Consider the following 13,962-nt stretch of genomic DNA (forward strand, 5'->3'; position numbering starts at 1 on the left):
TAACGGAGGATTCGCTGCGCATGTCTCAGAAGATAATTAAAGGCCAGAAAGCCGACATCACGAAGAACACGCCGGTGTCGCGCATCGTTGTCGGGATGGGCTGGGGAGCCAGCGCCGGCGTTGATTTGGACTTCTCGGTGTTCGCATTGCAGGCAAGCGGGAAGGTGCGCTCGGATCAGGATTTGATCTTCTACTCAAATCCGACGGGAGCCGGCGGCTCGATCCGCATTCTCGGGCAGGAGAAGAAAGCCTACGGCGGTCAGACGGACCAGGAGCAGGCAAGCATCGACTTGAGAGGCGTGCCGCAGGAGCTGGAGAAAATTCCGTTTACGTTGACGATCTACGAGGGGGACGCCCGCCGGCAAAACTTTTCTCTCGTCAAGGACGCGTATTTGCGGGTGATCGACGAGGCGACGGGGAACGAGCTGCTTCGGTACGAGCTTGGCAACCACTTTCCTGTCGAAACGGCGATCGTCGTCGGAGAATTATATAGATACAACGGGGAGTGGAAGTTCAACGCGATCGGCTCGGGCTATTCCGGAGGCTTGGCTGCGCTATGCGGAAGCTTTGGCGTAGTCGTCCGGGAGGAACCGCCGGCGGCTCCGCCGCCGACGCCGAAGCCGGAGCCTGCCAAGCCTCCGGTCGGACAAGCTTCTCCTCCGTCCCCGCCGCCGGCGGCTCCGTCCATTCGGCTGGACAAGATCGAGCTGAAGAAAAAAGGCGACGTCATCAATCTGGAGAAAAAGTCGGGCACGCTGGGCGAGATTCTTGTCAATCTGAACTGGAATCGCAAGAAGACCGGCGGCGGCTTCTTCAAGGCGGCGTCCGGCATCGATCTCGATCTCGGCTGCCTTTATGAATTAAAGGACGGGTCCAAGGGCGGCGTGCAGGCGCTGGGCAACGCCTTCGGAGATTATCATCGTCCGCCTTACGTGTCGCTCGACGGGGACGACCGCACCGGCGCGCTGGAGGGCGGAGAGAATCTGCGAATTAACGGAGCCAAGGTGACGGAGATCGAACGCATCGTGATCTACGCCTTCATCTATTCCGGCGTGACCAACTGGTCGCAGGCGGACGGAGTCGTCACCGTCAAGTATCCCGGAGGGCCGGATATTATTGTGCGGATGGACGAGTACAACAACAGCAAGGGCTTATGCGCGATCGCGATGATTCGCAACGTGAACAATCAGACGTTCAGCGTCGAGCGGCTCGTGCAGTTTTTTGACGATCAGCAGAAGCTGGATGTCGCCTACAATTGGGGATTGCGCTGGACAAGAGGAAGCAAATAATTGATCGATTTGGAGCTATATAGGTTGAACCGAAGCTACGAATTGGAGCAGGCCCACTGCAGAGGAGAAGGGGAGAGATCCCTTTCGGAACGAGATGGACTTCCTATTCAGCGGTTCGACTTGTACACAAACCGGCAGGGGGGCCATCATGGATTTTTTCCAAAGCTTTATTGAAAACTTCGCGAACTTTTTTGATTGGGATCATATCGGCTATGTGCTGTCGCAGCCGTCGACATGGGGAATTATCGGCACGCTGATCATTCTCGAGGGCCTGCTGTCCGCGGACAACGCGCTCGTGCTCGCGGTCATGGTTCGCCATCTTCCGAAGGAGCAGCAGAAGAAGGCGCTGTTCTACGGGATTGTCGGCGCGTACGTCTTCCGCTTCCTGGCGATCGGCATCGGAACGTACCTCGTTAAGATTACATGGATCAAGGTCGCCGGAGGCTTGTATTTGCTCTGGATTGCGCTAAGCAATCTCTTCGACCTGCAATTCAAGCTTGCGCGAGTGGGCGGAGTGCCGCTCATTCCGTATATCGGCAAGAAGCCGAGCGAGGAAGAGCAGGAGATCGAGAACAAGGGCTACGGCTTCTGGCGCACGGTGCTGGCCGTCGAGATGATGGATATCGCCTTTAGTATCGACAGCGTTCTGGCGGCGTTCGGCGTCAGCGAAGAAGTATGGGTTCTGTTCCTGGGCGGTATTCTCGGAGTTCTGATGATGCGTGGAGTTGCGCAGGTGTTCCTGAAGCTGATCGAGAAGTTCCCGGAGTTGGAAAAAGCGGCGTTTATTCTGATCGTCGTCATCGGCGCGAAGATGATCGCCGGCGCTTTCGGCTTCCACGTCCCGCACGGTGTGTTCTTCTCCATTCTGATCGCGATTTTCGTAGGCACGATGGTTATCAGCTACTTCAGGAAAAAAGCAGAAGCAGCCAAGTCCTCTGCCCGCTCCTAATCTAGCCGATCGGTAGACGCATACCCTTCGAAATATCCCTCATGCACGCGTGGGGGATATTTTTTGAAGTTGAGATTGGAAGTATTTTCAAGCTTTAGAGGTTTGGAGGAGGGTGAGATCCTTGCGCTATTTCGACTATTTGACCCCGGAGCAGGAGAAAGATCTGTTTCTTCATCTTCCGACGGAGTTCAGCAATCGCGACGATAAGGAAACGTTGGCTTATGCGGTCGGCGCGGCATTATACACGCCCGCCGTACGGCCCAGAATCGCGGAAGATATCGTTAGCGGAAAAATTAAGGGGCTCGTGTCCTTGGTCATCGACCTCGAGGATGCGGTAGCGGACAGCCAAGTCGATCTTGCCGAGAGAAATCTGTGCGAGACGCTGGACAGACTGCATCAATTCGTCGCCGAAGGGGCGATTAAGCCGGCGGCGCTTCCGCTCCTCTTCGTTCGCGTCCGATCCGCGGAACAGCTGCAGCGGCTTCTGCTGCGTCTGGAGGCGAGGCTGTATCTGATGACGGGGTTCGCCTTTCCGAAATTCTCGGCTGCTTCGGGAGAGGCCTACTTCCGGCTGCTGGAGGCGCATCGGGCAGGAGCGGGGGCGGATTCGCCCATGCTGTACGGCATGCCGATTCTGGAGACGTCGGAAGTGATCTACCGGGAAAGCAGGTCGTCCGCGCTGCTCGAGATTCAAGCGCTGCTCAAGCGATACCGGAAGTTCGTGCTTAACGTGCGGATCGGAGCGACCGACTTCTCGAGCATCTTCGGGCTGCGGCGCAATCCCGACATGACGATCTACGACATCGGCGTCCTTCGGGACTGCGTGACGGATATCATTAATATTTTCGGACGTCAGGAGGACGGATTCGTCATCTCGGGACCGGTCTGGGAGTACTTCAAGAGCGACCGCGTGCTGAAGCCGCAGCTCCGGATGACTCCGTTCCAGGAAGCGATGGGCAAGGACGGGCTCAGACTTCGCATGTCCTATCTGGACAGGTCCGTGGACGGCTTGATTCGCGAGGTGGCCTACGACAAGGAGAACGGGATCATCGGCAAGACGATTATTCATCCGACGCATCTTCAGCCCGTACAGGCGCTGTACGTCGTCACTCACGAGGAGTATTGCGACGCGGCGAGCATTATTGCGAACAGCCAGGGAGAGTACGGGGTCATGAAGAGCCAGTACGCCAACAAGATGAACGAGATCAAGCCGCATATGAACTGGTCCAACCGAATTATGAACCGATCAAAGATTTTCGGGGTGCTGCATGAAAAACATAATTTCACCAGCTTGCTCGCCGACCTCAGGCCGGTCGAAGCGCTTGTATAGCATCGTCGACGGATTGGAGGTCGAGGTGAACGTCGCCGCCAATCCGTTCGGGCTTGAGCTGGATCAATTGTTCGGCATGGCGGCTCGGATCAACAAAAAACGGGGATTTCTGTTCGTCAGCAAGCTGCTGGGCAAGCATATTCCGGTTATTCCGTCGGCTTCGCTGGGAGCGGGGGCGATGCTGGGCCGCTTGTACGCCGCGAAGGTGATGCGCCATGCCTCTTCGTTGGACGCGGATCGCGTGCGGAGCGTACTCGGGAGCAGAGAGGAAGCGGACGCAGGGTATCGGGAGCTGATGGCCGGCAAGATCCCCGTCCAGGAGCCGACGCTGTTCATCGGCTTCGCCGAGACGGCAACCGCGCTCGGACACAGCCTGTTCGACGCCTTCGAAGGGAGCGTCTCGTTCGTGCATACGACGCGCGAGGAGATCGACGGTCTCGTCCCCTCCATCCGTTTTGAGGAGGAGCATTCGCATGCCGTCGCTCACCGCTGCTACGTTCGCGATCCTTCCGTCTTTCGCGACGCCGCGCGGGTCGTCCTCGTCGACGACGAGATTACGACGGGGAAGACGGCGCTGAACATCGTCCGGGAGCTGCACGCCGCGTTCGGACATCGCGATTTCGTCGTAGCCAGCTTGCTCGATTGGCGTTCCGAAGCCGACCGCGCCCGCTTCGCGGAGCTGGAGCGCGAGCTTGGCGTTCGCATCCGCTGTCTGGCGCTGATCGAAGGCTCGATTACGGTGAAGGGCAGCCCTCTGGAAGAGGGAGCGGACGGCGGATGGGAGGAGACTGCCCCGCAGCCGGGATTCCGCCTGATCCGGCATGATCTTTCGCCCATGTTCCAGCAGGCCGGGCAGCCGGCGGCCGGACGTTCGAGCGCCGGTTCGCAGCTTAACTCCTACCTGCTTCACACCGGCCGGTTTGGCATGAGCGCCGCAGACGGAGAAGCGTTGGACCGCGAAGTGGCAAGGGCGGCGGAGTACCTGGCCGAGCGTCGGACGGGACGCCGGATTCTGTGTCTGGGGACGGGAGAATTCATGTACGTCCCGATGCGAATCGCCCATCGGATGGGAGACGGGGCGTACAGTCAATCGACGACGCGAAGCCCGATTCATCCGCTGCGCAGAGAGGGCTACGCCGTATCCTCCTCCTTCCGCTTCGATGCGGTGGACGGGGAGGACGTGTCCAACTTTATTTACAACGTCGAGCCGGGCATGTACGACGAAGCGTTCGTGTTTGTCGAACGACCGTACGATCCGAAGAGGGGGGCGTCCTTCGAGCGGGCTTTGTCCCGAATCGGCGTTCCCGTCGTCCATCTCATCTTCTTCGGCGGACCAGACGAACGGAGGGACGGAGAATGAAGCCATTGTCCATACATGAGGGCCATATCGCCCAGCCTGCCTCTATCGGCAGCTATAAGCCCGAGGATGCCGTGTTCCTGCTGAAGGACTTGAGCGACGTCGCCCTGGAGCGAGGCACGGAGGATCGGGAGGAAGCGATTCAGTCCGGCACCCACTATTCGGAGATGCTGCCGGTCGAATACAAGCCGTCGGAGGAATATATCCGGCTGTACCGGGAGACGCTGCTCGCCACCGCGGCCAAGGTGGCGGAGGCGGTCGCCGTCGTCTCGGAGCAGATCGTCGCAAGGCGCGGCCCATCCGTCGCCCTCGCTTCGCTGGCGCGCGCGGGCACGCCGATCGGCGTGCTGATCAAACGCTACCTGCGGGCCTATTACGGCTTGGAGGTTCCTCACTACAGCATCTCGATCATTCGCGGCAAGGGCATCGACGAGAACGCCCTGAAATATATGCTGCGCCGCCATCCGGGCGGGTCGATCCAGTTCGTCGACGGCTGGACGGGCAAGGGCGCGATTCGCAAAGTGCTGATCGAAGCGTGCGAGAGCTTCTATGAGCGGTATGGCGTTCGCCTGAGCGACGATCTCGCCGTCCTGGCCGATCCCGGCTGCTGCTCGGCGACGTTCGGCACGCGGGAGGACTTCCTGATTCCGAGCGCTTGTCTGAACTCGACCGTATCCGGTCTCGTGAGCCGAACGGTGCTGCGCGACGACCTGATCGGACCGGAGGATTTTCACGGGGCGAAATATTACCGCGAGCTGGCCGCCGACGATCTGTCGAACGAGTACGTCGATACGATCGAAGCGCATTTCCCGGAGGTCCGCGAAGCGGCTGTGGCGAAAGCCGGTCGCCTTCTGGCGGAGACGGGCGATCCCGTCACCTGGCAAGGGGAGCGGGACATTCGCAGCATTCAGCGGGACTTCGGCATCGCCGACATCAATCTGGTGAAGCCCGGCGTCGGGGAGACGACCCGCGTGCTGCTGCGCAGAGTTCCATGGAAAATTCTCGTGGACGATGCGGACAACCCGAATCTCGCCCCGATCCTGATGCTGGCGGCCGATCGCGGCGTTCCCGTCGAGGAGTATCCCGATTTGACGTACTCGTGCTGCGGCATCATTAAGCCGCTCAAGGGGGACTTGGCGTGATCTTTGCCTGCGATCTGGATCAGACGCTGATCTACTCCCGCCGGTCGATGGGGGCGGTCGGCGAAAACGAGCTCGTTCCCGTGGAGAAGTACGAGGGCGAGGATCTGAGCTACATGACCCGGAGCGCCTATGCGCAGCTGCGGGAGCTGAGCCGGGAGATCGATTTCGTGCCGGCAACGACGAGGATTCCGGAGCAGTACGAAAGAATTCACGGGCTGGCCGGCGGAATCCGGATCCGCTATGCGGTCGTCAGCAACGGAGGAAGAGTGCTGGTCGACGGCCGGACGGATCCGCAATGGGACGGCATCGTCCGGGAAGCCGTGCGATCCGGCGCCGCTACCGGCGAGGAAGCGAAGCGGCTGTTCGACCGGCTGGCCGATCCGCGCTGGGTGCTAAAGGAGCGGTACTGCGACGGGCTCTTCTACGCCGTCGTCGTGAAACGGGAAGAGGTTCCGGACGGCTGGATGGATCGGCTCGCTTCCGAGCTGGCCGTCTGCGGCTGGAATTGCTCCCTTCAAGGGCGCAAGGTGTATCTGGTGCCGGATCCGGTAAGCAAGGGCTCGGCCGTAAGCTACGTGAAGGAGCTTGCGGGCGCTTCGACCCTGTTCGCCGCCGGAGACAGCCTGCTGGACGAAAGCATGCTGCGGATCGCGGACGAGGCGATGGCGCCGGGACACGGCGAGCTGTTCCTGAAGTACGGCGGCAAGGGCGGCTCGCTTCGATTTACCGACCATTCGGGCATTCGGGCGTCCGAAGAGATTCTGGAGGCCGCGGCGAATTGCAGCAGGGGGGAGGGAACGACAAGATGACGAACATTTATTTTAATCGCTGGTTTTCCTCTGCCTACCATTATATCCACATGATCCGCGACAATCCGGACGGCCAGCGGTTTGTCTTCTACGGAACGCATCCCGATCCGGGGCATCTGTCTTTGCAGGCGTGCGACCACTCGGAGGAGGAGCCGGCGCTGCAGGGAAGCGAATACGTCGAGTACGCGCTGGACTTCTGCCGCCGCCATCGAATCGACGTTTTTATCCCGCGACTTAACATGCTGGACATCGCCAAGGAGATCGGCCGGTTCGACGAGATCGGAACGAAGGTGATGGTCTGCCGGGACATCGATCTGCTCGAGCGGATGATGGAGAAGGATCGGTTCTACGAAAGTCTGGCCGGAACCGGCGTCGTATCGCTGCCGGAGTATTACGTCGCCGAGACGGCGGAGCAGTTCCGGGCCGCATACGAGACGCTCTTGGCCCATGGACACCGCGTCTGCTTTAAGCCAACGAACGCGGAAGGGGGCATGGGGTTCCGGATCGTCGACGGCGAACGCAGCGACAGCGACAGGCTGAACGATCTGTACGGGTGGGTGAGCACGGCGATTCCTTTCGAGCAGGCGTACCGGACGCTGTCGACCGTAGAGCGGTTTCCGAGGCTTATGGTGATGGAGCTGCTGCCGGACGAGGAGGTCAGCATCGACTGCCTGGCGGATGCGGAAGGCCGCCTTCTCTCCGCCGTGCCGCGGCGCAAGTCGACGGGGCGGATCTATCTGCTGGAGGACAAGCCGGAGCTGCTGGAGATTGCGTCGCGAGTCTCGGAGCGCTGCCGGATCCCGTTCGTCTATAACATTCAGGTGAAATACAACGGGGGCGTTCCGAAGCTGCTCGAGATCAATCCGAGAATGTCGGGAGGGCTGTACATTACGTGCCTGAGCGGAGTGAACATGCCGTATCTGGCCGTTCAATCGATTCTGGGCCAGCCCTTCGAACCGCCGGCTCCGAAATTCGGCATCAAGGCGAGCTACCTGGAGCTGCCGGTTCTGATGAAGCCGGGGAGCTGACCGCTTGCGATAATAAATTGACGAGAGCTGCCGAAAGCCATAAACTAAAGTCAAGAGTTGACCGTTTACGCCAGTCGGATTCGGTTGGATAGACAGGAGGTAGCGGACTTGCTTCGTTCGAAATGGGGACTAGCATCCATCATCATCGGTTATATCGGAGGCCTCGTCTCATCTTACTTTATTTCTGTGCCGATCGCGCTTGTCATTCCGATTCTGGGAACGATGCTCGCTTCGGTCATACGCAACGCCGAGCTTAAAGTGGCCAGGCTGGCCGCCGAGCGCGACGCCGCCCAGGCGGCCGCCGCTGCAGCCGCCAATCAGCAGCCGCCTCAGCGAATTCCGCCGTCGCAGTCTTTCGGCAGCGGCCTTTCCGGAGCCCAGACGTCGACGCCCTTCCCGGCTCCGCAGCCGATAGCGCCCGAACCCGAGCCGAAAGCTTCGGGCCTCGGAGAGGAATGGGACTCGATTATGGAGTACATCGGCACAATCGAGGACATGGTTCTGCTCGAAGGGAAGAAGAACAATCTCGACGACGAGATCGTGCAGCGCACGCTCTCGCTGCTGGTTCGGCTGAATCGCATCATCCCGCAGCTCGTCGCCTTCAACAACGGGGACATCAACCATAAAATCCAGCGGCTCGTGCTGAAGGATCTGAACGGAGCCATTACGCCGTTCCTGCATTTGAGCGGGGAGGCGAAGCGGCAGAATCGCAGGCTGCTGCTGAACAGCATCCGGGATATCGACAACCAGATTACGACCTATACGAGCTTTATCGAGCAGAAGGATCTAATGGAGCTGAGAAATAAGGCCGAGCTTATTCATCAGCGCTACGGCGCCGGGAACTAACTTATTCGATGGGAGGACTTATGCATGAGTACGCAAGCTGTTCTGCTTAAGGATTCGGACGTTGCCAGAGTCCAGCAAGAGGCGCAAGCCACGATTCAACGCATTACGTCGGCGGACCCCGCCCAGCTCGATTCCCTGATGGACGAAGTCGGCCGCATGGGCCAGAAGACGATGGAGCGGGCGGGAGCCAACCTGACCCTGCTGGAGCGGCCCCTTAACGATCTGCTCAGCGGCAAGCGCTCGGAGATCGCCGGGAATATTATGAAGCTGCGCAACGAGGTAGACGATCTGAACCGGGCGAAAGATCTGTCGATCTTCCAACGCATTTTGCGCAAAACGCCGATGAAGAACTATATTATGAAGTACCAGTCGGTCAGGACGAACGTTCAGGCGATTATTTCCGCGCTGCGCAACGGCAAGGACACGCTGGAAGAGAACGTCGTGCACATGCGCAATCTGAAGCAGATGTGCATCCAGGAGATGTACAACGTCCAGCAGCGGATCGAGCTGGGCAATCAGCTAAAGGCGCTGTTCGAGCAAGAATTGGCCAAGCCGGAGAACGAGAACAGAAGACCTCAGCTGGAGAAGGGCTTGCGCAAGGTCGTCACCCGGATTCAAGCGCTCACCGAGATGGTCATGCTGTACCAGCAAGCGATTGCCGGTTCCGATATCATTAACGACAACAACGACAAGCTGATCGATTCCGTCGACGCGACGATCGACAAGACGCAGCATCTGATTACCGTGTCCGCGATGATCGCCACCGCGCTCGAAGACCAGATGAAGGTCATCGACGCCGTGAACGCGACGAACGACATGCTCGGCAAGCAGTTCGCGGAGAATGCCCGCATGCTCAACGAGACGACGCAGAAGACGACAGAGGCGATGACGAAGTCGGCGATGTCGATGGAGCAGATTAATCAGGCGATGAACGATCTGACTTCGGCCATTAACCGGTGCGAGGAGTCCAACCGGACGATTATCGCTTCCGCTACGGAGCAGACGTCCCGCCTGCAGGAGATCAACAAGCAGATGGGACAGCGTCTCGGTCTTCAGCCCGCTGCGGCTTCCTCGCCGCAGGCGGCGCTCGAACAGCCGGCCGTGACGAGCCTGCTGGACTAACTTAAGAAGCTGCCCGACTCTCTCTCGGAGAGAGCGGCCTTAAACGCGATCCCGCCGATCTTGAGATCGGCGGGATCACGTTTATGCGTGCTGTGCGCGATTCGGCGATCATATTCTGCTCGTCTTACGGATAGACTGTGAATATCGGACGGTTCGATCTCACAGAGGGGATGAGCGGGTATGCTGCTGAACGGGCTGATCGGGCTGGTCGTTGTGTTTTTGATCGTGGCGGCCAGCAGCGAGAAGGCGGAAGCCATTGTCGAGATGATGGAGGATCGGCGGCTCTAGGCGGAACGCGCAAGCAGGCGGAATAGGAGGCAAGGCCGGCCAACCGCCCTTATCGGGGACGGATGGCCGGCCTTGCCGCATCGTACGACCTTTTACTGGCGGGCTGCCAGGAAAGCGTCGATCTGCGATTGCAGCTCCTGCTGGACTTTCTCGAGACCGGCTGCCTTTAGCTGCTTGTTCAGCTCGGCGAGACCGGCGTCGACGTCTTTGACGACTCCGTACTCGAGCGGGATGGCGTAGCGAAGCATGACGTTGCCGAGATTGGAAATTTCCGTCTTCACCTTGCTGTTGTCGAAGACGAACGTTTCGAGCGGATAGTGGTAAACCTGCTCCTCCCATTTCTTCACGAGATCGGACGCTTCCTGAGGGAAGTCCACGTTGTCGCGATTCAGCGGCGAGTTGAAGCTCCAGTTGGAGAAGCCGAAATAGTTCGGATTTTTTTCCGTCGCGATATACTTGTCTTCGCCGGACTTCTCGTAGTGGACGCCTTCGAGGCCGTACATCATCAGATCGTGAAATTCCTTGTCGTTCTGCATCAGATCGATGAACATGAGCGCGCGTTCCGGGTGCTTGGACGTGGCATGGACCGACGTGCCGTTCTGCGTAGAGATCGCCACCGATTTGGCCCTATTCGGGTTAATGTCGGCCAGCGCCGTCTCGTACGGCGAGTTTTCCTGGCGCATGAGCGCCATCAGCGCGCCCAAGGTGCCGTTGTTATGCGTGATCGAGGCCGTTTTGCCCTGCTTGAAGTCTTGCTGGTGGTCGTTCTTGCTGTTCAGGGCGTTCTTCGACCAGGCGTTGCTGTCGGCAAGGTCTTTATAATAGTAGGCCAAATCTTTGAATTCCTGCGTTTCATAGACGTTAAACACTTGCCCTTTCGGATCGTGCAGCTTAAAGGCGAACGGCATGTCCAGATCGAACATATTCCATTCGTTTTCCTGCTTCAGCAGCACGCGGTCCAGATTATGGTATTTCCAGTCGCCCGTCTCCGGCGTGAATGGAATGATGCCATTCTCGTTCTGGGCGATCGTCTTCAAATAATTCGCGTAGGCTTCCGGGCTGTCGATGGCCGGCAGATTATATTTCTTGCGCAGGTCCTCGCGGTACAGAATCAGCTTCTCGACGGATTCTCCGCTGTTCTGCGGAACCATATACAGCTTGCCGTTAACCTTCGCCTGATCCCAGCTGACCTTGGGCATCGCTTCCCAGGTTTTCGGCATGTACTTGGCCAGCATGTCTTCCGTCAGCTCCAGGAAACCGCCCTTCAGAGCCTGATCGTTGTAGCCGGCCCAGTTCGCCGAGTAGATCAGATCGAAGTCTTCGTTCGCCGCCAGCTTGAGCGGATACTTCTGCGCCCAATCGGACCAGTCGAGGAACTCGCCTTCGATCGTGGCGTTGATCCGTTCCTTCAGCCTCTTGTTGATTTCGCCGAAAACGCTGTCATAGTCGACCGGCTTCGGGCCGACGAAGATCATTTTCAGCCGCACTTCCTCGGATGTGTCGATGCCGTTATCGGTCCCCGTCTCCCCGGTCGATTGTACCGGACTCGAAGCCGGAGCCGAGCTCTCGGCCGCCGGAGTATTGCCGCCGCTATTGCTGTCTTTGCTCCCGCCGCATGCGCCGAGAACGGCTGCGATCATCAGCATGACGGCGAGAAGCAGGAAGCTCTTTTTAACTGCCATTCGAGTTTTCCCCCTAAAGGTTTATTGTGATAAACCGGGTGTCCCCGGATTCATCCTTTGACGGCGCCGATCGTCAATCCCTGAACGAAATACTTCTGAACGAACGGGTAAGCGAGCAGAATCGGACCGGTCGCGACGACCGTCATCGCCATCTTCAGGCTTTCGGAGGGGATCGTCGTCGTGACGACGGCCCCGGCGCTCATCATCGCCTTGCGCATGCCGTCCATGTTGCCGAGCATTTTGTACAGATAGTATTGCAGCGGCATCAGGTTTTCGTTCGAGACGAAGAGCAGGGCATTGTACCAATCGTTCCAGTAAGCCAGGGCGAGAAACAACCCGATGGTCGCGAGCGCCGGCTTGGACAGCGGGAGGATCAGCCGGGCATAGATGAGAAAATCTCCGGCGCCGTCGATTTTGGCCGACTCTACGATCGCTTCGGGAATGCTGCTCATGAACGACTTCATCACGATGATGTAAAACACGTTGAGCACCATCGGGATGACGAGCGCAAACGGCGTATCCTTCATGTGCAAATAGTTGACGATGAGCAGATACCAAGGGACGAGCCCTCCGCTGAACAACGTCGTGAAGAAGAAGAAGAAGGAGAAATGATTGCGCCATTTGAAATCTTTCCTGGACAGGGCGTAAGCCGTCATGGAGGTCAGAAACAGGCCGAGCAGGGTGCCGACCGCCGTCACTCCGATCGTCACGACGTACGCCTGAACCATCTGCGCCGGATACTTGAACAGAATGCCGTAGGCCTCGGCGGAGAAATCAAGCGGCAGAAACGGGTACCCTTCCACGATAATCGTGCTTTCTTGCGTCAAGGACGAAGAGACGACGAGAAGGAAGGGCAGGACGCAGAGCAGCGCTAGCAGCGTCAGCGAGGCGTAGCCGATGGTAGCGAACAGCAGGCGATCCTTGTGCTGTCGTGCCCGGGAATGCGGCAAGGCGCTTCTGTTTAACCTCTCGGTCGATGGTTGCATGTCATATCCCCCCGATCAGAATAAGGCCCGGTCTTTATCGTATTTGCGGACCGCGTAGTTGACCGTCATGATGGTCGCGAAGCCGAGAACCGACTGGAAGACGCCTGCGGCGGCGGACATGCCGATGTCGTTCGACGTAATGAGCGACCGGAACACGAACGTATCGATTACGTCCGTCGTGGAGAACAGAATGCCGTTGTTGCCGACCATGTTGTAGAACATGCCGAAATCCCCGCGGAAAATGTTGCCGACGGCCAGCAGCACCAGAATGATCAGCGTCGGATACAGATTGGGCAGCGTGATTCTCAGGACGCGCTGGAAGATGTTCGCTCCGTCGATCTCGGCCGCCTCGTACATCTCGGTATCGATGCCGGCGATCGCCGCCAAATACATGACCGTTCCGTAGCCAAGCGTCTTCCAGGCGGAGACGGCGACGAGAATGTACGGCCAGTAGGCGGGCGTGTTGTAAATGTCGATCGGCTCGAGCCCCAAGCCCCTCAGCAGCGTGTTGACGGTGCCGATGTCGTAATTCAGCAGGTTGTAGGCGATCGCGCCGACGACAACCCAAGAGATGAAGTAGGGGAGGAATAAAATCGACTGGGTCAGCTTCCGAAACCATTGGCCCCCGATCTCGAACAGCAGAATGGCGGCGAAGATTTGCAGAGCGTTGTTCACCGCGATGAAGGCGATGTTGTACAGCGCCGTATTTCTCGTGACCGTCCAGGCATCTCCGGATTCGAAGAAGAAGCGGAAGTTGGCCAGTCCGTTCCAGGCGCTGCCGAATATGCCGCCCGCGTAATCGTAATGCTTGAACGCGATAACGATGCCGGCCATCGGAACGTACGCGAACAGCAGGAAAAATGCGACGGCCGGCGCCAGCATCAGCAAAATCGTTCTGTAGCGTTTCACGTCGTATAGAAACTTGCTTGGCCGCATAAGCTGCTCCCCTTTCCTTGCTTTCCATTATAGAAAGCGAAGAGACGGGAATTTAATCATGTGAAACAACGAAAACTAGTACGAAATCTACTATTCGGAAATTCGGGAAGGAGGCGGCGGGAACGCTGCGTCCGAGAGGGGGGATTCACATCGGCATCGTGTTGCATTAAAATGAAAGCGTTACAATTCGTGGGAAAG

Annotated in this window: 12 protein-coding genes; 9 read left to right on the forward strand and 3 right to left on the reverse strand. The window is 58.5% G+C overall.

What is annotated here, in order from left to right:
- The first annotated feature begins 20 nt into the window (after nt 1-20).
- The 9 genes from ACFO3S_RS09545 (at nt 21) to ACFO3S_RS09585 (ending at nt 9,872) form a co-directional block, all read left to right on the forward strand.
- Nucleotides 21-1,289 (forward strand): TerD family protein, encoded by a 1,269-nt coding sequence (locus ACFO3S_RS09545; RefSeq protein WP_378094764.1) that lies wholly within the window; start codon nt 21-23, stop codon nt 1,287-1,289.
- Between the two features lie 148 nt (nt 1,290-1,437).
- Nucleotides 1,438-2,238 (forward strand): TerC family protein, encoded by an 801-nt coding sequence (locus tag ACFO3S_RS09550; RefSeq protein WP_378094766.1) that lies wholly within the window; start codon nt 1,438-1,440, stop codon nt 2,236-2,238.
- A 121-nt stretch (nt 2,239-2,359) separates the two neighbouring features.
- Nucleotides 2,360-3,568, forward strand: a complete 1,209-nt coding sequence (locus ACFO3S_RS09555; RefSeq protein ID WP_378094768.1) for an HpcH/HpaI aldolase/citrate lyase family protein — start codon at nt 2,360-2,362, stop codon at nt 3,566-3,568.
- A complete protein-coding gene (locus ACFO3S_RS09560; RefSeq protein WP_378094770.1) occupies nt 3,561-4,928 on the forward strand; it encodes a phosphoribosyltransferase family protein in 1,368 nt (455 codons plus the stop codon). Before ACFO3S_RS09555 ends, ACFO3S_RS09560 begins: the two co-directional genes overlap by 8 nt.
- Entirely contained in the window at nt 4,925-6,067 is a 1,143-nt protein-coding gene (locus ACFO3S_RS09565) for a cysteine protease StiP family protein (RefSeq protein WP_378094772.1), read from the forward strand. The genes ACFO3S_RS09560 and ACFO3S_RS09565 overlap by 4 nt, the downstream gene beginning before the upstream one ends.
- Nucleotides 6,064-6,876 carry an HAD family hydrolase gene (locus ACFO3S_RS09570; RefSeq protein ID WP_378094774.1) on the forward strand — a complete coding sequence of 271 codons (813 nt, stop codon included), beginning with the start codon at nt 6,064-6,066 and terminating at the stop codon, nt 6,874-6,876. Before ACFO3S_RS09565 ends, ACFO3S_RS09570 begins: the two co-directional genes overlap by 4 nt.
- Nucleotides 6,873-7,904, forward strand: a complete 1,032-nt coding sequence (locus tag ACFO3S_RS09575) for an ATP-grasp domain-containing protein (protein ID WP_378094776.1) — start codon at nt 6,873-6,875, stop codon at nt 7,902-7,904. Before ACFO3S_RS09570 ends, ACFO3S_RS09575 begins: the two co-directional genes overlap by 4 nt.
- Before the next feature lie 108 nt (nt 7,905-8,012).
- A complete protein-coding gene (locus ACFO3S_RS09580) occupies nt 8,013-8,750 on the forward strand; it encodes a hypothetical protein (protein ID WP_378094778.1) in 738 nt (245 codons plus the stop codon).
- Between the two features lie 24 nt (nt 8,751-8,774).
- Nucleotides 8,775-9,872 (forward strand): toxic anion resistance protein, encoded by a 1,098-nt coding sequence (locus ACFO3S_RS09585; RefSeq protein ID WP_378094780.1) that lies wholly within the window; start codon nt 8,775-8,777, stop codon nt 9,870-9,872.
- Nucleotides 9,873-10,252: 380 nt separating this feature from the next.
- Here ACFO3S_RS09585 and ACFO3S_RS09590 read toward each other — a convergent pair whose 3' ends face one another.
- From ACFO3S_RS09590 to ACFO3S_RS09600, 3 genes are read right to left on the reverse strand one after another with little or no spacing between them, the layout of a single operon-like run.
- Entirely contained in the window at nt 10,253-11,842 is a 1,590-nt protein-coding gene (locus ACFO3S_RS09590) for an ABC transporter substrate-binding protein (protein ID WP_378094782.1), read from the reverse strand.
- A 50-nt stretch (nt 11,843-11,892) separates the two neighbouring features.
- Nucleotides 11,893-12,828: a carbohydrate ABC transporter permease gene (locus tag ACFO3S_RS09595; protein ID WP_378094784.1), complete on the reverse strand. Its 936-nt coding sequence runs from the start codon at nt 12,826-12,828 to the stop codon at nt 11,893-11,895.
- A 15-nt stretch (nt 12,829-12,843) separates the two neighbouring features.
- On the reverse strand, nt 12,844-13,764 hold the full coding sequence (locus ACFO3S_RS09600) for an ABC transporter permease (protein ID WP_378094786.1): 921 nt from the start codon (nt 13,762-13,764) through the stop codon (nt 12,844-12,846).
- Between the last annotated feature and the right edge of the window lie 198 nt (nt 13,765-13,962).

Source organism: Cohnella hongkongensis (genome assembly GCF_042654645.1).
GTDB classification, from domain to species: Bacteria; Bacillota; Bacilli; order Paenibacillales; family Paenibacillaceae; genus Cohnella; species Cohnella hongkongensis.

Excerpts from the sequence above, each read along its gene's own strand:
- ACFO3S_RS09575 (WP_378094776.1), top strand. The coding sequence starts at position 6,873 with ATGACGAACATTTATTTTAATCGCTGGTTTTCCTCTGCCTACCATTAT.
- ACFO3S_RS09590 (WP_378094782.1), bottom strand. The coding sequence starts at position 11,842 with ATGGCAGTTAAAAAGAGCTTCCTGCTTCTCGCCGTCATGCTGATGATC.
- ACFO3S_RS09565 (WP_378094772.1), top strand. The coding sequence starts at position 4,925 with ATGAAGCCATTGTCCATACATGAGGGCCATATCGCCCAGCCTGCCTCT.
- ACFO3S_RS09600 (WP_378094786.1), bottom strand. The coding sequence starts at position 13,764 with ATGCGGCCAAGCAAGTTTCTATACGACGTGAAACGCTACAGAACGATT.
- ACFO3S_RS09550 (WP_378094766.1), top strand. The coding sequence starts at position 1,438 with ATGGATTTTTTCCAAAGCTTTATTGAAAACTTCGCGAACTTTTTTGAT.
- ACFO3S_RS09595 (WP_378094784.1), bottom strand. The coding sequence starts at position 12,828 with ATGCAACCATCGACCGAGAGGTTAAACAGAAGCGCCTTGCCGCATTCC.
- ACFO3S_RS09545 (WP_378094764.1), top strand. The coding sequence starts at position 21 with ATGTCTCAGAAGATAATTAAAGGCCAGAAAGCCGACATCACGAAGAAC.
- ACFO3S_RS09585 (WP_378094780.1), top strand. The coding sequence starts at position 8,775 with ATGAGTACGCAAGCTGTTCTGCTTAAGGATTCGGACGTTGCCAGAGTC.